This window comes from Bradyrhizobium sp. U531 (genome assembly GCF_051710265.1).
Classification (GTDB): domain Bacteria; phylum Pseudomonadota; class Alphaproteobacteria; order Rhizobiales; family Xanthobacteraceae; genus Bradyrhizobium.
This window is the reverse complement of record NZ_JASVEN010000001.1, coordinates 2257485-2274546: the sequence shown is the minus strand read 5'-3', so window position 1 is coordinate 2274546 and position 17062 is coordinate 2257485. Positions and strand designations below refer to the sequence as shown.

Here is a 17062-nt window from a genome sequence, read left to right as displayed (position 1 = left end):
TGATGATGACGTCGCGCACCTATCACGTACCCCAGGGCGGCCTTCCGCCGCAGACGGACCTGCTGAGCGGCCGCGCGGTCTTTACCAGCGCCTACGCCGTCATCCCCAGCGGCGTTCAAAGCGATATCGTCGTCAGCCATCTTCCGCACTGGGACAACACGCGCGTCTGGGTGCTGGCGCGGCCGTTGTCCGGCTTCGCCGAGACGTTCTCCCATTACCTCATGGATATCGCGCCGGCCGGGGGAAGTGACGTGCCCGAGCCGGACAAGGACGCCCAGGGCGGACTGTTCGTCGCAGGCGGCCGGCTGACTCTCAAAGTGGCGGATCAGGAATCCGAGCTGAGGCCCGGCAGCTTCGCCTATCTGCCGCCCGGCTGCACCTGGAGCCTTCGCAACCGCGGTTCCAGCGCGGCGCAGGTTCACTGGATCCGCAAGCTGTACCAGCGCGTGCCGGGATTGGCCGTGCCCGAAGCGATCGTGACCAATGAAGACCAGCTCGCACCCGTGGCGATGCCGGGCACCGAGGGGCGATGGGCGACGACGCGCTTCATCGACCCCGCCGACATGCGCCATGACATGCACATCAATATCGTGACGTTCGAGCCGGGCGCTTCGATCCCCTTTGCGGAGACGCATGTGATGGAGCACGGGCTGTACGTGCTCGAGGGCAAGGCGGTCTACCGTCTCAACCGCGACTGGGTGGAGGTCGAGGCCGGCGACTACATGTGGCTGCGCGCGTTCTGCCCGCAGGCCTGCTACGCCGGAGGCCCCGGCCGGTTTCGTTACCTGCTCTACAAGGACGTCAACCGGCACATGAACCTGCGGCAGGGCGCTCCGCTGTTCTGAAGGCTGCAGTCTCGCTCTGATCGACTTGAAAACACGAAGCCCGGCGCATCGAACCCCGCGTCGGGCGCATCAGCGCGGGTGCGAAAACCGCGTCCGCGTCGACGTCAAAAAAGTATCAGTTGCACATTGAAATCGTGGTGGCGGGTCCGGATACCGGTCGCTACGATCCCGGATGAGAGGAAACGCTGAGCCAATTCAGCCGATAAGGGAACAGGGCGGATCATTACAAACCGCACCGACCCGAAGGGAGCGGACATGGAACCGGACCTGGAAGTTGTCCAGATACGGCGCGGCGAATCGTTCAAGGCGTGGTCGCACGGCTACCCATTCCACACGGTCCGCTGGCACTTCCACCCCGAATACGAGCTGCACCAGGTCGTGGCGACCAGCGGCCGGTATTTCGTCGGCGACTTCATCGGCGAGTTCGAGCCGGGCAATCTCGTGCTGACCGGCCCCAATCTGCCGCATAATTGGATCAGCGATCTCCCTGCGGGGAGCACCATCCCGCTGCGCGGCCGCGTCCTGCAGTTCAGCGAAGACTTCATCGGCGACCTCACGAAGGTCATGCCCGAGCTTTCCGGCCTTGGTGCGCTGCTGGAATTCTCCCGGCGCGGCGCGCTCTTCACCCGCAGCACCAGCGACAGGATCGCTCCGCTGATGGAGGAGATCGCGACGGCGAACGGCGTGCGCCGGATCGAGCTGTTCCTGATGATCCTCGGAACGCTCTCGCGCGCCCGAGCCGCGCGTCCGCTCTCCAGCGCGAATTATCTGCCCGACCCCTCCGGCTACATGTCAGCCGGCATGAACAAGGCGCTCGCCTTCATCCGGCAGAACCTGACGCAGCCTTTCGGCGAGGCCGAGCTCGCGGCGATCGCGGGCCAGTCGCAAAGCGCATTCTCGCGCTCGTTCCGCCGCCACACCGGCATGTCGCTGGTGCAATACGTCAAGCGGCTGCGCATCAATCTCGCCTGTCAGATCCTGATGAGCGACGAGCAGGCGTCCATCACCGACATCTGCTTCGAGGTCGGCTTCAACAATCTCTCCAACTTCAACCGGCAGTTCTTGGCCGAGAAAGGCATGCCGCCTTCGCGCTTCAGGCGATTGCTCGCGCAGAACAGCAATACGGCCCGCGCTGCCTAGAAGGCGACCAAGCAAAGGAGGACGACCACGACGGGAAGAATGACGTGGGCATGCCGATGGCAGCCCGCGACAGGAATCGCTTGTCCAGGAATTCCGCGCGGCTTCGTAGCACCGGCGATCGATCGTCGCCGGTGAGGGAGCCACGCATCTTCAAGGATCGACCACCGCACTCCAGTTCAGGAAAGGAAAGTCCGAATGAAAAGCCTCTCCCCGAAACATGCAGCAACGCTCGCCATGGCCCTGTCGCTGCTCGGTACCACGGCGATGCGCGCGCAGGCCGCCGAGGTCAAGGACGCAACCGTTGCCTTCCTGATGCCGGACCAGGCTTCCACCCGCTACGAGCAACACGACTATCCGGGCTTTGCCGCGGAGATGAAGAAGCTCTGTGCGAGCTGCAAGGTGATCTACCAGAACGCCAGTGCTGACGCCGCGCGGCAGCAACAGCAGTTCAACGCGGCGATCTCGCAGGGCGCCAAAGTCATCGTGCTCGATCCCGTCGACTCCACGGCCGCGGCCTCCCTGGTCAAGATGGCACAGTCGCAGGGCATCAAGGTCATCGCCTACGACCGGCCGGTCCCCGACGCCAAGGTCGATTTCTACGTGTCGTTCGACAACGAAGCCATCGGCAAGGCCATCTCGGAATCGCTCGTCAAACATCTCAAGGCCGCCAACATCGCCGCGAAGGAGGGCGAGGGCGTGCTCGAAATCAACGGGTCGCCGACCGATGCGGCGGCCGGGCTGATCAAGAAGGGCATCCATGCCGGTCTCGACAAGAGCGGCTATCCCATCCTCGCCGAATACGACACGCCGGACTGGGCGCCGCCGAAGGCGCAGCAATGGGCGAGCGGGCAAGTCACCCGCTTCGGCAAGAAGATCCTCGGCGTCGTGGCCGCCAACGACGGCACCGGCGGCGGCGCGATTGCCGCCTTCAAGGCCGCAGGGGTCGATCCGGTGCCGCCGGTGACGGGCAACGATGCGACGATCGCCGCGCTTCAGCTCGTCATCGCCGGCGATCAGTACAACACGATCTCCAAGCCCAGCGAGATCGTGGCCGGTGCGGCCGCGCAGATCGCGGTCAAGCTGCTCTCCGGGGAGGCGCCCAAGGCGGACACCACGCTGTTCAATGCGCCTTCGAAGCTGTTCGTGCCGGCGGTCGTCACCCAGGAAAACCTGAAGGCGGAGATCATCGACAAGAAGATCCAGACGGCCGATCAGCTCTGCACCGGCCGATATGCCGCAGGTTGCAAGAAGCTCGGCATCACGCAGTAACTGCTTTCGTCCCGGCCGTGCGCGGCGGCCGGGACGGACGACGAGAGGGCGGATTTGCACATGACCACGATCTCGGATGTCGATCCCGCGCCGGGCGGGCTGCGCAAGCCGGTCTTGAGCCTTCGCGGAATCTCCAAGCATTTCGGCGCGGTGTCCGCCTTGACCGATGTCGATCTCGACGTGCATGTCGGCGAGGTCGTGGCGCTCGTCGGCGACAACGGTGCCGGAAAGTCCACGCTCGTGAAGATCCTGGCCGGCGTGCATCAACCGAGCTCTGGAACGATCGCGTTCGGCGGCGAGCATGTCGTGCTGTCAGACCCGGCCACCGCGCTCGGCCTCGGCATCGCCACCGTGTTCCAGGATCTGGCGCTCAGCGAGAATCTCGACGTGGTCGCGAATATCTTCCTCGGCCGCGAGCTCAATCCGATGCGGCTCGACGAGGTCTCGATGGAGCTTCGCGCCTGGACCTTGCTCAACGAATTGTCGGCGCGGATCCCGAGCGTGCGCGAGCCCGTTGCGTCGCTATCCGGCGGGCAGCGCCAGACCGTCGCGATCGCGCGTTCACTGCTGACGGAGCCGAAGCTCATCCTGCTCGACGAGCCGACCGCGGCGCTTGGCGTCGCCCAGACTGCGGAGGTGCTCGACCTCGTCGAGCGCGTTCGGGCCCGCGGCCTCGGCGTCATCATGATCAGCCACAACATGGAAGACGTGCGTGCGGTCGCCGACCGGATCGTGGTCCTGCGTCTCGGCCGCAACAACGGCGAGTTCGAGCCCGACGCGTCCAACCAGGATCTCGTCACCGCGATCACCGGTGCGGATGAAAACTCGGTCTCGCGCCGCGCGAGCCGGCGCCGCGCACAGCAGTCGCCGGAGCCTGGGCGATGACCGACGACACGCAACCTGCTTCGACGGGACGGCTACTCGACCGCAGCGACGCACGGGTCGAACACGCGGACACGCTCGGAAGCGTCATCCGCGCCTTCGTGGGCCGTGTGCGATCCGGTGACCTCGGCTCGCTGCCCGTGGTCGTCGGGCTCGTCGTGATCTGCACGGCGTTCGAGAGCCTCAATCCCGTGTTTCTCGCGCCGAACAATCTGGTCAATCTGCTGTTCGATTGCTCGACGGTGGGTGTGATCGCGCTCGGCATCGTCTGCATCCTGATGGTCGGTGAGATCGATCTGTCCGTGGGATCGGTAAGCGGGTTTGCATCGGCGCTCGTCGGCGTGCTCTGGGTGGGGCAGGACTGGCCGGTCGCCGTGGCCATCGTCACGGCGTTGGTGCTGGGCGCTGCCATCGGTGCGCTCTATGCGTTCCTGTTCAATCGTCTGGGCATGCCGAGCTTCGTCTCGACGCTGGCCGGCCTGCTGGGGTGGCTCGGCCTGCAGCTCTATCTGCTCGGCGCTTCCGGCTCGATCAACCTTCCCTATGGATCTCCACTGGTCGATTTCGGGCAGATGCTCGTGATGCCGCCGATCGTGTCCTACGTGCTGGCGGCGGTGGCGAGCATCGTCGTGTTCGTGACCGATTACCGGACGGCGGCGCGCCGGCGGGCGGCGGGGCTGTCGGCGAGCTCGCTGGGCCGCATGGTGCTGAAGGCGCTGCTAGTCACCATCGTGCTCGCATTCGTCGTCTATTATCTCAATCTCGGGCGCGGCATTCCCTGGATGTTCGGCCTGTTCGTCGGCCTGTGCGTGGTCATGAACTACGCGCTGACGCGGACCAAATGGGGCCGCTCGATGTCCGCGGTCGGCGGTAACCGCGAGGCGGCTCGCCGGGCCGGCATCAACGTGCGCCGGGTCTATGCGTCGGCGTTCGTGCTGTGCGCGACGCTTGCTGCCGCCGGCGGCATTCTGGCCGCCGCGCGGCTGGCATCGTCCAGCCAACAGGCCGGCACCGGCGATGTGAACCTCAACGCGATCGCGGCTGCGGTCATCGGCGGCACGAGCCTGTTCGGCGGCCGCGGCAGCGCCTATTCCGCACTGCTCGGCGTCATCGTCATCCAGTCCATCGCGAGCGGCCTGACGCTGCTCGATCTCTCATCGTCGCTGCGGTACATGATAACGGGCGCGGTCCTCGCCATTGCGGTCATCGTCGATTCGCTGGCCAGGCGCTCACGCCTGTCCCATGGCCGAGCTTGAATAACTCTCACAAGAAAAGGACAAGCCGTGCCCCAGGACCTCGCAGGAAAAGTCGCAGCGATCACAGGTGCCGCATCAGGCATCGGTCTCGAATGCGCGCGAACAATGATCGGGGCGGGCGCGCGCGTGGTGCTGATCGACCGTGACGAGGAGGCGCTGAGCCGAGCCTGCGCCGAGCTGGGCGGGCAGGCGATTCCGCTGCGCATCGACCTCTCTGATTCCGTGAGCGTGGCCACCATGATGCCGCAACTGCTGGAGAAGGCGGGTCAGCTGGACATCTTTCATGGCAATGCCGGCGCCTATGTCGGCGGCGAGGTGCTCGGCGGCGATCCCGATGCCTGGGACCGCATGCTCAATCTGAACGTCAATGCGCTGTTCCGCTCGATCCACGCGGTGCTGCCGCACATGGTCGAGCGCAACACCGGCGACATCATCGTCACCAGCTCGATCGCGGGTCTCGTTCCCGTCGTCTGGGAGCCGATCTATACGGCGTCCAAACATGCCGTGCAGGCCTTCGTGCATACGCTGCGCCGGCAAGTCGCCAAACATGGCTTGCGCGTTGGCGCCGTTGCGCCCGGTCCCGTCGTGACCGCGCTGCTCAAGGACTGGCCCAAGGCGAAGATCGACGAGGAGATGGCGGCCGGCGGCTTGATGCAGCCTGTGGAAGTGGCACAGGCGGTGCTCTTCATGTTGACCCGTCCGAGGAACGTCACCATCCGCGACCTCGTCATTCTGCCGCAGAGCAACGATCTGTAGCGGCTTTCGCACGGCAATCCTGATATGACCAAGCAATCCGATAACCGCCATTTTCTCGGCATCGACGTCGGCACCGGCAGTGCGCGGGCCGGCGTGTTCGACCGCTCCGGCAGGCTCCTCGCGAGTGACAGCGCCCCTGTTGCGCTGTGGCGCGAGGCCGGAGACGTCGTCGAGCAGTCGAGCGAGGATATCTGGCGCGCGGTGTGCCGCAGCGTGCGCGGCGCGGTGGCGCAGGCTGGCATTGCTCCGGACAGCATCGCGGGCATCGGCTTCGACGCGACCTGCTCGCTGGTGGTGCTGGGCGAGGGCGGCACGCCGTTGCCCGTCGGCCCATCGGGCGATCCCGCCCGCAACGTCATCGTATGGATGGATCATCGTGCCGCCGATCAGGCGCGCGGGATCAACCAGACCGGTGAGAGAGTGCTCGACTATGTCGGCGGCACGATCTCGCCCGAGATGGAGACGCCGAAACTGCTATGGCTCGCCGAGAACATGCCCGACACGTTCTCCCGTGCGTGGCAGTTCATGGACTTGACCGACTTTCTCACATGGCGCGCAACGGCAAGCCTGTCCCGCTCGATCTGTACCGTGACGTGCAAGTGGACCTATCTCGGCCACGAAAACCGCTGGGACGATCAATTCTTCCGCAAGGTCGGTCTCGGTGTGCTCGCGGACGAACGGTTTCGCCGGATCGGCACCGAGATCGTGCCCGGCGGAACCAAATTGGCGTCGGGCCTGACCGCGGAGGCGGCGGCCGATCTCGGGCTCGCGATGGGGACGCCGGTCGCGGCAGGCCTCATCGATGCGCATGCCGGTGGTGTTGGGACGGTGGGGGCGCGCGGACCGGCGGGCACGGTGCTCACGCGCATGGCCTATGTGTTCGGAACGTCCGCCTGTACGATGTCGACGACGCCGGACCCGTCTTTCGTCCCCGGCGTTTGGGGACCCTATTACTCCGCCATGGTGCCGGGGCTTTGGCTCAATGAAGGCGGGCAGTCGGCGGCTGGCGCAGCGATCGAGCACCTGTTGCAGATGCATCCGCATTCCGCGCAGGCGGCACAAGCTGCAGACCGGAAGCAGCAGACGCTGGCCGATTGGCTTGCCGCGGAAACCGAAGCCCGCGGCGGTGCGGCAACGTTGCCGCAATTGGTCGGCGGGATTCATGTCGTTCCCGAGTTTCTCGGTAATCGCGCGCCGTTCGCGGATCCTGACGCGCGCGCATTGATTGCCGGGCTCGATCTGCGGTCCGATCTGGAGAGCCTACTGGCGCTTTATCTGGCCGGGTTGTGCGGCCTCGGCTGCGGCGCCCGGCAGATCGTCCGCGCCCAGCAGGACAAGGGCATCGCGGTCGATACGATCGTCGTCAGCGGCGGTGCCGCAAAGAGCCCCCTGGTACGACAGGTGCTCGCCGACATGACCGGGTTGACGGTTGCCGCGTCCGCGTCCCCGGAGGCGGTGTTGCTCGGCTCCGCCATGCTTGGATCGGTTGCGTCAGGTGACCACGCCGATCTCGGCGCGGCGATGCAGGCGATGTCGGTGCTGGGAGACATCCATCGACCGCAGGCCGCTTTGGCAGGCTGGGCCGACCGGCGCTTCGCAGCCTTCGAGGCCCTGCAGCAGGTCGGTCGAACCATCAGAGGCTAGCATCCGACGTCCGGGAGGTCTTCCAGGCATGATGTCCACCGAATGCGGACGCTGTTTGGGGAATGCTCGGCCCTCTTTCATCATCCCGACACATATGTCATTATAGAAATACAAATGTATAGGCCGGGCCTCTCGCCCGGCGAGGGAGGGCTGCCCATGGGTAGGAAAGTCGCATTCATCGCGGCCTTGTTCGGCGCGCTGGCCATGATTGGTCCGGCGCAGGCGCGGGTCGAGGTCCAATGGTGGCACGCCATGAGTGGCGTCCTCGGCGACCGGCTCAACGAGCTCGTCGAGAAATTCAACGCCTCGCAGGACAAGTACACCGTCGTCGCGGTCGCCAAGGGCAATTATGACGAGGTGACCAACGGGGTGATCGCCGCCTACCGCGCCAAGCGGCCGCCGGAGATGGTGCAGATCGCCGAGCGTGGCTACATGACGATGCTGCTGTCGGGGGCTATCGTTCCCGTGCAGGATCTCGTGGAGCAGAAGGGCTACAAGATCGACTTCTCCGACTTCATCAAGCCAGTGGCGAGCTTCTGGAGTTACAAGGGACGGATGTCGGCGATGCCCTTCAACTCGTCGACGCCGATCTTCTGGTACAACAAGGACCACTTCCAGAAGGCGGGCTTCGACAAGCCGGCCGACACCTGGCAGGAGCTGGAGAAGCAGCTCTACGCCATCAAGTCCAAGGGGATCAGCGAGTGTGGCACGGTGCTGCCCGGCGACTTCTACTGGAGCCTGCTCGAGAATTACAGCGCCATCAACAACCAGCCCTATGGTACGCTGGCGAACGGATTCGATGGGCTCGGCACCGAGTTCGTCTACAACAAGACCAAGGTGGTCTCGCAAGTCGCGCGGCTCAAGAAGTGGCTGGATGACGGCGTGATGCAGATCGCAGGCCAGGGCTTCAGCCCCGAGCAATTGTTCACCTCGGGCCGGTGCTCGACCTTCGTCAATTCGACCGCGTCGCATGGCAACATCGAGCGCAATGCGACCATCAGCTGGAGCGCCACCTTCCTGCCGCACGAGAGCGGTATCAATCCGCCGCTCAACAGCACCATCGGGGGCGGGGCCATCTGGGTCATGAAGGGCCACACGCCGGAGCGATACGAGGCCGTCGCGGCCTTCCTGGACTTCGTCGCGCAGCCGGAAACCCAGGTCTGGTGGCACGGCGCAACCGGCTATGTTCCCGCCACCAACCGCGCCTATGAGCTCGCGCGCGACCGGGGTTATTACAAGGATCATCCGACCCGGGAGATCGCGGTGCTGCAGCTTTCGCGCGGCACGCCGAACGAGAATTCGCGCGGCTTCCGGTTCGGCAATTTCGTGCAGACCATGCTGGCCCAGCGCCAGGAGGTCGAAGCGGTGTTCGCCGGTCAGAAGCAGCCGCAGCAGGCGATGGATGACGCAGTCAAGCGGGGCAACGAGATCTTGCGGCAGTTCGAGAAGCTCAATGCCGGGAAGACCCCGGAAACCGAGCGTCCATGACGCTGCGCCTGTCCATCCCCTGGCGTGATGCGCGCGCGCCCGTACTTCAGCGCAAGCACGGGAGCGGTGGCTCCAAGGCCGTCGCCGCCGGGTCCGCCGGCGGCGCGCGCGCCTCGGGCAAGGCGCGGCGGCGCGATCAGGAAGCGGGGCTGAAGCGCGCCAATTTCGGCGAGGGGCCGGGTCTGCCGACGCTGCTGTTGCTGCCGCAATTGCTGATCCTGCTGTTCTTCTTCTTCATCCCGTCGCTGCGGGCGCTGACGCAGTCGGTGCTGCTCAGCGATCCCTTCGGAAACAACGTCCAGTTCGTGTGGTTCGACAATTTCAAGTCGCTGCTTGCGAGCAGCGACTATCGCCAGTCGATCGTTGTGACGTTCTGGTTCACGGTGATGCAGAACGTGCTGACCCTGGGAAGCGCGCTCGTGCTGGCGTTCGCGACCGACAGGATCGTGCGCGGGCGTTCGGTCTATCGCACCATCATCCTGTTGCCCTATGCGATCGCGCCCGCGATCGCCGGCATCCTGTGGGCCTTCCTGTTCAATCCGGCGGTCGGCCCGCTCGCGCAGGTGCTGCATGGCTTCGGCATCGCGTGGGACCCCAATCTCAATCCGACCGATGCGCTGATCCTGGTGACGCTCGCCGCGTCGTGGAAGCACATCTGCTACGACTACATCTTCCTCGTCGTGGGCTTGCTCGCGGTGCCGGTGTCGCTGATGGAAGCCGCCGCCGTGGACGGCGCGGGGCCCATCCGCCGTTTCGTCTCGATCGCGCTGCCGATGCTCGGGCCCACGATCTTCTTCCTCACCGTGATGAACTTCATCTACGGCTTCTTCGAAACCTTCGCCATCATCGATGCCGTGACCAAAGGCGGCCCGGCCGGCGCGACCAACATTCTGGTCTACAAGGTCTTCGTGGACGGCTTCGTCAATCTCGACCTCGGCTCCTCGGCCGCCCAATCGGTTCTGTTGATGAGCTTCGCGCTGATCTGCACGCTGCTGCAATTCCGCTACTTCGACCGCAAGGTCAATTACGGGGTCTAGCCAGATGGTGGAACGCTCACCGATCCTCAACATGGTCTGCCACGCGATCCTGATCGCGGGCGCGATGACGGTCTGCGTGCCGCTGTATTTCGCTTTCGTGGCGGGCTCGCTGACGGTGGCCGAGGTTCAGAAGGTGCCGCTGCCGTGGCTGCCGGGCGGCCAGTTCCTCGACAATCTGCAACTGGCCTGGAGCAAGGGCAATTTCAGCCGCACCTTCCTCAATTCGGTCGTCGTGGCGCTCGGCATCACGGCCGGCAAGATCGCGGTGTCGCTGCTCTCGGCCTTCGCCATCACTTATTTTCGCTTCCGCTACCGGATGCTTGCGTTCTGGCTGATCTTCATGTCGCTGATGCTGCCGATCGAGGTTCGGATCGTCCCGACCTTCGAAGCCGTCGCGAATGCAGCGCTGCCGCTGCAATGGCTGCTGGAAACCCTGCATGTCGCCGATCTCTGGCGCTGGCTCAGCGGACACGAGGTCGCGATCGCGCTCGAATGGAACATGGTCAACACCTATCCCGGGCTGATCTTGCCGCTGATCGCCTCGGCCACGGCCACGTTCCTATTTCGCCAGTTCTTCCTGACGATCCCGGACGAGCTCTGCGAGGCGGCGCGGCTGGACGGGGCGTCGCCGCTGCATTTCTTCTGGAGCATCCTGCTGCCGTTGTCGGTGCCGAACATGGTGGCGCTCGCCATCATCCTGTTCCTGTTCGGCTGGAATCAATATCTCTGGCCGTTGCTGTTCACGACCGACAAGGACATGGCGACGGCGGTCATCGCGTTGAAGGGCCTGATTCCCCGGTCCGACAGCGAGCCGGCCTGGAATATCGCCATGAGCGGTGCGCTCCTCACCATGCTGCCGCCGGTGCTGGTCGTCCTGCTGTTGCAGCGCTGGTTCATCAAGGGTCTCGTCGACAGCAGCAAATAGGAATCGATCATGGTTTTCATCGCCGGGCATCGCGGCGGCCGCAATCTTTGGCCCGAAAACAGCCTGACGGGCTTCCGCAACCTGTGCAGGGAGGACGTCGATGCGGTCGAATTCGACGTCCATCAGAGCACGGATGGCGGTATCGTCGTGATCCATGATCCGCTGCTCGACCGCACCACGTTCGAGACCGGGCCGGTCGGCGAGCGCAGCCTGCGGCAATTGACGGCAACGCGTCTTCGCGATGCCGGCGACGATCGCATTCCGACGCTCGGCGAGGTGCTGGATGTGTTCAGCGACACCACGCACGAGCTGCATATCGAGATCAAGACGGACGCGCTCGGCTATGCCTATCCCGGACTGGAGGCGCGGCTGATCGACGAGGTCAAGCGCCGGGGCCTGGAGCGCCGCACCGTCATCACTTGCTTCGTGCCGGGAGTGATCGAGACCGTGCGCAGATTGTTGCCGGAGGCGCGGGTGCTCATCTCGCTCGATCGCCGCTCGGCGGAGATGATGGGCGGAATAGAGCCCGCGCTGAAGCAACTGGCCGCCATTCCCGGCTGCATTGTCGCGGTCGAAAAATCTCCGCTAGCGCTCGCGCTGCCGCTCGCTCTTAGGGTGCTTGGCACCGAGCGTCTTGGCGTGTGGGTGACCAACGAGCCGGAGGAGATCGCCTATTGGCTCGCCCAGCCGGTGCGACAGATCACGACCGACCGACCGGATCTCGCCGCGAGCATCCGCCGCAGGCTCCAGACCGCATCGGCACGGCCGTGATTCCCCGCCGCCGCTTCCTCGTGGGATCGCTGGCAAGCGCGGCCTTCGCTGCGCCCGCCGGCTTCGTGCGGGGAGCGCCGGTCTCGTTTGGCGCGGATCCCTTTACGCTCGGTGTTGCCTCGGGATGCCCGCGCGAGGATCGCGTCATCCTGTGGACCCGCCTTGCGCCGCAGCCGCTCGAGGGCGGCGGCATGCAGGATGCATCGATCGAGGTCGAATGGCAGGTGGCGGAAGACGAGGCCTTCGCGCGCGTCGTCTCCCGCGGCGTCGTGCGGGCAACGGCGGAGCTGACGCATTCCGTTCACGCCGAAGCGACGGGCCTGCTGCCGGATCGCATCTATTGGTACCGCTTTCGCGCCGGTTCGGCGCTCAGCCCGGTCGGTCGCACGCGAACCGCCCCGGTCGGCTCCGGGCGGACGTTCCGCTTTGCCTTCGCATCCTGCCAGCAATACGAGCAGGGCTATTTCAGCGCCTACCGCGACATGGCCGCGCGCGACCTCAATCTCGTCGTTCATCTCGGCGATTACATCTACGAGAAGTCCTGGGGATCGCGCCATGTGCACCAGCACGGCGTCGGAATTCCGACGACGCTCGAGGAATTCCGCAACCGCTACGCGCTCTACAAGAGCGATCGCGATTTGCAGGCGGCGCACGCCGCCTTTCCCTGGCTGTCGATCTGGGACGACCACGAGGTGATGGACGATTACGCCAATGATCGTTCCTACACCGTGCACGATGCCGCGCGGTTCCTGAAGATCCGTGCGGCAGCCTATCAGGCCTATTACGAGCACATGCCGCTGCCGCCCTCGGCGCGGCCACGCGGTGCCGATGCCACGATCTACGAACACTATCGTTTCGGCGAGATGCTCGACGTGCTGCTGCTCGACGACCGGCAGTACCGCTCGGCATCGGCCTGTGTCGGAGGCGGGCGGCCGACCTGGGTGGCGGATTGCGCGGAGCGGACGGACGAGGCGCGGACGATGCTGGGCCGTGCGCAGGAGCAATGGCTCGATGCGCGCCTGCGCGACTGCCGCGGCCGCTGGACCATCGTCGCGCAGCAGACCCTGATGGCGCAGGACAAACGGGAAGGGGATGACGGCGCGCGTTTCTGGATGGACGGCTGGGACGGCTATCCCAATGCACGCCGCCGGCTGCTTGATTCGCTCGTGGCGCAGCGGCGGCGCAATCCGATCGTGATCGGCGGCGATCGCCACGCCTTCTTCACCGCCGATCTGAAGCAGGACTTCGCCCGGCCGGACGGGCCGACCATCGCGACCGAGTTCGTCGGCACCTCGATCACCTCGGACGGGCCGGGCGAAGCGAGCATACGCAAGGACCTGGCGGCGAATCCGCACCTGGTCTATGCGCGTGGCGACAAGCGCGGCTATGCGACCGTCGAGCTCGATGCCCGGCATTGCACCGTGGGGTTCGAGGTGCTCGACGACGTCAAGGACGCCGGCAGCGCCGTGCGCCGGCTGACGAGCTTCGTGGTCGAGGATGGCGTGCCGGGCGCGAAGGCCGCATGACGAATGCCGCATCGCATCGATTTGACGGCCAAAGAAAGATCGCCTCAAATGCTCCGACGTGTGACTGTGTTTCGAGGCCGCTGCTGGGGGCTGCGCCGTGACTGACCAAACTATCCTGCGGGTGGCCTGGCTCTACTACATGGAGAACCTGACCCAAGCCGAGATCGGCGAGCGGCTGGGGCTGACCCGCGCCCGCGTCAACCGCATGCTGTCGGATGCGCGGCAGACCGGCATCGTCAACATTCGCCTCAACTCCGCCTTTGCGAGCTGCACCGAGCTGGAGCACCGCCTGCGCCGGGAATGCGGCCTCGAGGATGCCGTCGTCATCCCGAGCCCGGAGAATCCCGAGCAGACCGGCAGCTTGATCGGGATGGCGGCCGGAGCCTATCTGTCGAAATTCCTCGAGCAGAAGCGCCCGCGCGTCATCGGCATCGGCTGGGGGGCGACCTTGCGTGAGACGATCCGTTACGTCACGCCGGCGGACTATCCCGACCTCTCCATCGTCTCGATGATGGGCGGCCTGTCGCGCGGACTGGAACTCAACACGTTCGAGATCGCGGGCGAGCTCGCGCACCGGCTGCACGCCCAGTGCAGCTATCTGGCGGCGCCGATTTTCGTCAGCAGCCGGCGCTCGCGCGACACCTTCCTGGCCCAGGAGGTCTATCAGGAGGTGCTGAACAGCGTCGAGAAGATCGATCTTGCGCTGCTCAGCATGGGAGACATGACGCCTCGCTCGCTGCTGATGCGGCATGGGCTGCCGCCGGACGTGCGCGCCGAGCAGCTGCGGGCGGCCGGCGCCGTCGGCGACGTGCTGGCGCAATTTCTCGACAAGGCCGGCCGGCCCATCGATCACGGCATCAACAGCCGCGCCATTGCGATGCCGCTGGAAAAGCTGGCGCGCGTGCCGACCTCGATGCTGATCGCCGGGGGACTCAACAAGGCGCCGATCATCGCGGCGGTGCTGCGCGGCCGGATCGGCAAGGTGCTGGTGACGGACGAGACCACCGCCGTCGCCGCGCTGAAGCTGTTCGACAAGCACAAATAGCCGCATTTCCCCAATCGTAGAGGACCGCGCCTTCGGCACCGAGGGCGCGATGACCCATGCACGCGCGCCACGTAGCGCGCGAAAGCATTTGTCACTTGATAATTACATATGTAATATGACGGAGACAATTGCTCAGAGGGAATGCTTCGACATGCGCGCTGCGGTGCTCCAGGACATTCGTGATATCCGCGTCCTCGATATTCCCGAACCGAGGCCGCTCGCGGAGGACGAGCTCATCATCCGCGTCAAGGCTGTGGGCGTCTGCGGCAGCGATCTGCATTCCTATCTCGAGGGCGGAACGACGGGCCCGACGCAAGTCAGGCCGTTCGTCCTGGGGCACGAGTTCTCGGGCGTCCTCACGCCGGACTCGGCCCGCAAGGCGGGGTTCTCGGCCGATGCGCTGGTGGCGGTCGATCCCTCCATTCCCTGCGGCCATTGCGAATGGTGTCACCGCGGCCACACCAATCTCTGCCCCAATGTGAAGTTCCTGGGTTACGCGCCCCACAACGGCGCCATGGCCGAATTCGTCTGCGTGCCGAAATCGGCTGTGCATGTGGTGCCCGACGGCATCGACCCCGCCGGCGCGGCGATCCTGGAGACGCTCGGCGTCGCGATCCATGCCATGGATCTGGCGCGTCCGCGGCTTCAGGAGACCGTGGCGGTGCTCGGCTGCGGGCCGGTGGGACTGCTGCTGGTGCAACTGGCGCGGCTTGCGGGCAGCGGCAAGATCATCGCGATCGACCCGGTCGAGCAGCGCACGGCACTGGCGCGCGACCTCGGTGCGGATGTGGCCTGCCGCAGCTTCGCCGAGGTCGGCGAGGCCACCGAAGGCCGCGGCGTCGATCTCGTGATCGAAGCGACCGACTCCTCGCACGGTTTTGAGCACGCTGCACGCTGCGCCCGCATCGGCGGCCGGGTCGTTCTCGTCGGCATTCCCGAGAACAACCAGTACATCCTGAGCGGCGCGGAGTCGCGTCGGAAGGGATTGTCGATCAAGTTTTCACGCCGCATGCCCGAGGTCTATCCGCGCGCCATCGCACTCGCGCAGTCGGGGCAGGTCAAGCTCGCACCGCTGGCGACCCATAGCTTCTCGCTCGACCAGACGCCTGCTGCGTTCGAGCAGCAGGTCGCGCGGCGCGATGGCATCATCAAGGCGATCATCTGCCCCTAGGCCATGGCGAAATCATCCAAACTGGTTGTCGCGAGAAAAGGGCGCGTCCTCATGGTGAGGCGCCGTCGCGACGGGCTCTGGATGTTTCCGGGGGGACGACGGCTGGCAGGTGAGAGCGACAGGCGCTGCCTTCGCCGCGAGATCAAGGAGGAGTTGCCCAAGCTGAAGCTCGGTCCGCTGAAGCTCTGGAAGGAAGTGAAGGCGAAGAAAGGCGCGACTGGCCGGCGGATGAGCGATGCGATCTTCCTGGCCAAGAAGGTGTCGGGGCGCCTGAAGGTCGGCGACAAGAAGGAGATCGACCGCGCCGTTTGGCGCAAGCCGCGCGGCGCCAGATTGACCCCGACCTCGCGCTACATTCGCGACAAGCTGTTTCCGCGATAGAGCTCGTTCATTGCAGCGGCGGTCTTTCGACATGAGCGCGGATGGCGTTGTTGTCGGCGTCGATCCAGCCATGCTCGCGGGCTTTCGCCACCATCTCCGTGTAGCGCTGATGCCAGTCCGCATCGTCAGGCCGGCCCTCCAACGTCGGGACCAGATCGATCGACACCAGCGCATCGCGGTCGCCGAGCAGCGTGATCCCTTTCCAGGGCTGGGCATCCGGCGACGTCTTCGCATGCACCACAAGCTTGAACTTGCGGAAGTCCGACGGCTCGGAAAGCCGGACTACACCTTTGTCGAAACATTCGATGATCATGGGCCGCTCCTGTTGCGATCCTCGCCGATAAGGACGGTATTGCCGGATCTTGCCCGGCAAATCCAGCTACGCCCGCGGCAGCGCGTGCAGGGCGCCCTGAAAATTGACGAGCGGATCGCCGTGACCGCCGCGCGTCGCCACGATCCTGCCGATGAACAGACCATGCGTGCCGACGACCTGGTGATGATGCAGCACGCATTCCAGGGCGCCGATCGCCGCCCCGAGGAGCGGAACGTCCTGGGTGCCTTGCTCCCATTGCGCCGTCGCGAAGCGCTCGACGCCCTTGACGCTGCCGGCAAAGCGCAGCGCCAGATCCTCCTGTCCAGCGCCGAGGAGGCTGACCCCGAAGCGGCCGTTGGCGAGGATGGCGGCATGGGTCTCGGAGCTTGAATTGACGCCGACGAGCAGGCTCGGCGGGTCCAGGCACAGCGAGGTGACGGAGCTGACCGTCAGCCCGCGCCGTGTCGTGTCAGCTCCCGTCGCCACGATGGCGACGCCGCTTGCGAGGTTGCGCATCGCCAGCCGAAATTCGGCGGCTTCGACTGAACGGGCATCGGTCATTTGAGGCATCTGAAATCCCATGACGGACCTCCGAATTGCGCGTCTTGCCGGT

General features: G+C 65.4%; 17 protein-coding genes. 15 read left to right on the top strand and 2 right to left on the bottom strand.

The window, feature by feature from the left end; genetic code table 11:
* Positions 1 to 5: 5 nt before the first annotated feature.
* The 15 genes from QRQ56_RS11195 (at position 6) to QRQ56_RS11125 (ending at position 16136) form a co-directional block, all read left to right on the top strand.
* Positions 6 to 845, top strand: a complete 840-nt coding sequence (locus QRQ56_RS11195; RefSeq protein WP_438740159.1) for a bifunctional allantoicase/(S)-ureidoglycine aminohydrolase — start codon at positions 6 to 8, stop codon at positions 843 to 845.
* 255 nt (positions 846 to 1100) lie between these two features.
* Positions 1101 to 1985 carry a helix-turn-helix domain-containing protein gene (locus QRQ56_RS11190; protein WP_438739784.1) on the top strand — a complete coding sequence of 295 codons (885 nt, stop codon included), beginning with the start codon at positions 1101 to 1103 and terminating at the stop codon, positions 1983 to 1985.
* Between the two features lie 195 nt (positions 1986 to 2180).
* Complete coding sequence (locus tag QRQ56_RS11185; protein ID WP_438739782.1) at positions 2181 to 3254, top strand: ABC transporter substrate-binding protein; 1074 nt, start codon at positions 2181 to 2183, stop codon at positions 3252 to 3254.
* A 60-nt stretch (positions 3255 to 3314) separates the two neighbouring features.
* Complete coding sequence (locus QRQ56_RS11180; protein WP_438739780.1) at positions 3315 to 4139, top strand: ATP-binding cassette domain-containing protein; 825 nt, start codon at positions 3315 to 3317, stop codon at positions 4137 to 4139.
* Positions 4136 to 5392, top strand: coding sequence for a sugar ABC transporter permease (locus QRQ56_RS11175; RefSeq protein WP_438739778.1), 1257 nt, complete (start codon positions 4136 to 4138; stop codon positions 5390 to 5392). The genes QRQ56_RS11180 and QRQ56_RS11175 overlap by 4 nt, the downstream gene beginning before the upstream one ends.
* A gap of 27 nt (positions 5393 to 5419) precedes the next feature.
* Positions 5420 to 6148 (top strand): SDR family oxidoreductase, encoded by a 729-nt coding sequence (locus tag QRQ56_RS11170; protein WP_438739776.1) that lies wholly within the window; start codon positions 5420 to 5422, stop codon positions 6146 to 6148.
* 24 nt (positions 6149 to 6172) lie between these two features.
* The gene (locus QRQ56_RS11165; protein ID WP_438739774.1) at positions 6173 to 7792 is read left to right on the top strand and encodes an FGGY-family carbohydrate kinase; all 1620 of its coding nucleotides are present in this window, start codon (positions 6173 to 6175) and stop codon (positions 7790 to 7792) included.
* Positions 7793 to 7948: 156 nt separating this feature from the next.
* Positions 7949 to 9280: an extracellular solute-binding protein gene (locus QRQ56_RS11160; protein WP_438739772.1), complete on the top strand. Its 1332-nt coding sequence runs from the start codon at positions 7949 to 7951 to the stop codon at positions 9278 to 9280.
* Positions 9277 to 10317 carry an ABC transporter permease subunit gene (locus QRQ56_RS11155; protein ID WP_438739771.1) on the top strand — a complete coding sequence of 347 codons (1041 nt, stop codon included), beginning with the start codon at positions 9277 to 9279 and terminating at the stop codon, positions 10315 to 10317. Before QRQ56_RS11160 ends, QRQ56_RS11155 begins: the two co-directional genes overlap by 4 nt.
* Before the next feature lie 4 nt (positions 10318 to 10321).
* On the top strand, positions 10322 to 11242 hold the full coding sequence (locus tag QRQ56_RS11150; RefSeq protein WP_438739769.1) for an ABC transporter permease subunit: 921 nt from the start codon (positions 10322 to 10324) through the stop codon (positions 11240 to 11242).
* Between the two features lie 9 nt (positions 11243 to 11251).
* The gene (locus tag QRQ56_RS11145) at positions 11252 to 12013 is read left to right on the top strand and encodes a glycerophosphodiester phosphodiesterase family protein (RefSeq protein ID WP_438739768.1); all 762 of its coding nucleotides are present in this window, start codon (positions 11252 to 11254) and stop codon (positions 12011 to 12013) included.
* Positions 12010 to 13539 (top strand): alkaline phosphatase D family protein, encoded by a 1530-nt coding sequence (locus QRQ56_RS11140; protein ID WP_438739767.1) that lies wholly within the window; start codon positions 12010 to 12012, stop codon positions 13537 to 13539. Before QRQ56_RS11145 ends, QRQ56_RS11140 begins: the two co-directional genes overlap by 4 nt.
* A gap of 97 nt (positions 13540 to 13636) precedes the next feature.
* Positions 13637 to 14584 carry a sugar-binding transcriptional regulator gene (locus QRQ56_RS11135; RefSeq protein ID WP_438739766.1) on the top strand — a complete coding sequence of 316 codons (948 nt, stop codon included), beginning with the start codon at positions 13637 to 13639 and terminating at the stop codon, positions 14582 to 14584.
* A gap of 151 nt (positions 14585 to 14735) precedes the next feature.
* Positions 14736 to 15755 (top strand): zinc-dependent alcohol dehydrogenase, encoded by a 1020-nt coding sequence (locus QRQ56_RS11130; RefSeq protein WP_438739765.1) that lies wholly within the window; start codon positions 14736 to 14738, stop codon positions 15753 to 15755.
* 3 nt (positions 15756 to 15758) lie between these two features.
* The gene (locus QRQ56_RS11125) at positions 15759 to 16136 is read left to right on the top strand and encodes an NUDIX hydrolase (RefSeq protein WP_438739763.1); all 378 of its coding nucleotides are present in this window, start codon (positions 15759 to 15761) and stop codon (positions 16134 to 16136) included.
* A 7-nt stretch (positions 16137 to 16143) separates the two neighbouring features.
* On the opposite strand, the gene QRQ56_RS11120 is transcribed toward QRQ56_RS11125, so the two are convergent.
* Together QRQ56_RS11120 and QRQ56_RS11115 are read right to left on the bottom strand one after the other, a co-directional pair.
* A complete protein-coding gene (locus tag QRQ56_RS11120) occupies positions 16144 to 16449 on the bottom strand; it encodes a hypothetical protein (protein WP_438739761.1) in 306 nt (101 codons plus the stop codon).
* A 66-nt stretch (positions 16450 to 16515) separates the two neighbouring features.
* Positions 16516 to 17031, bottom strand: coding sequence for a flavin reductase family protein (locus QRQ56_RS11115; protein WP_438739759.1), 516 nt, complete (start codon positions 17029 to 17031; stop codon positions 16516 to 16518).
* Positions 17032 to 17062: the final 31 nt, after the last annotated feature.

What these genes read in the sequence shown, in the direction of transcription:
- QRQ56_RS11195 (WP_438740159.1), top strand. Translation starts at nt 6, where the DNA reads ATGACGTCGCGCACCTATCACGTACCCCAGGGCGGCCTTCCGCCGCAG.
- QRQ56_RS11190 (WP_438739784.1), top strand. Translation starts at nt 1,101, where the DNA reads ATGGAACCGGACCTGGAAGTTGTCCAGATACGGCGCGGCGAATCGTTC.
- QRQ56_RS11185 (WP_438739782.1), top strand. Translation starts at nt 2,181, where the DNA reads ATGAAAAGCCTCTCCCCGAAACATGCAGCAACGCTCGCCATGGCCCTG.
- QRQ56_RS11180 (WP_438739780.1), top strand. Translation starts at nt 3,315, where the DNA reads ATGACCACGATCTCGGATGTCGATCCCGCGCCGGGCGGGCTGCGCAAG.
- QRQ56_RS11175 (WP_438739778.1), top strand. Translation starts at nt 4,136, where the DNA reads ATGACCGACGACACGCAACCTGCTTCGACGGGACGGCTACTCGACCGC.
- QRQ56_RS11165 (WP_438739774.1), top strand. Translation starts at nt 6,173, where the DNA reads ATGACCAAGCAATCCGATAACCGCCATTTTCTCGGCATCGACGTCGGC.
- QRQ56_RS11160 (WP_438739772.1), top strand. Translation starts at nt 7,949, where the DNA reads ATGGGTAGGAAAGTCGCATTCATCGCGGCCTTGTTCGGCGCGCTGGCC.
- QRQ56_RS11155 (WP_438739771.1), top strand. Translation starts at nt 9,277, where the DNA reads ATGACGCTGCGCCTGTCCATCCCCTGGCGTGATGCGCGCGCGCCCGTA.
- QRQ56_RS11150 (WP_438739769.1), top strand. Translation starts at nt 10,322, where the DNA reads ATGGTGGAACGCTCACCGATCCTCAACATGGTCTGCCACGCGATCCTG.
- QRQ56_RS11145 (WP_438739768.1), top strand. Translation starts at nt 11,252, where the DNA reads ATGGTTTTCATCGCCGGGCATCGCGGCGGCCGCAATCTTTGGCCCGAA.
- QRQ56_RS11130 (WP_438739765.1), top strand. Translation starts at nt 14,736, where the DNA reads ATGCGCGCTGCGGTGCTCCAGGACATTCGTGATATCCGCGTCCTCGAT.
- QRQ56_RS11125 (WP_438739763.1), top strand. Translation starts at nt 15,759, where the DNA reads ATGGCGAAATCATCCAAACTGGTTGTCGCGAGAAAAGGGCGCGTCCTC.
- QRQ56_RS11120 (WP_438739761.1), bottom strand. Translation starts at nt 16,449, where the DNA reads ATGATCATCGAATGTTTCGACAAAGGTGTAGTCCGGCTTTCCGAGCCG.
- QRQ56_RS11115 (WP_438739759.1), bottom strand. Translation starts at nt 17,031, where the DNA reads ATGGGATTTCAGATGCCTCAAATGACCGATGCCCGTTCAGTCGAAGCC.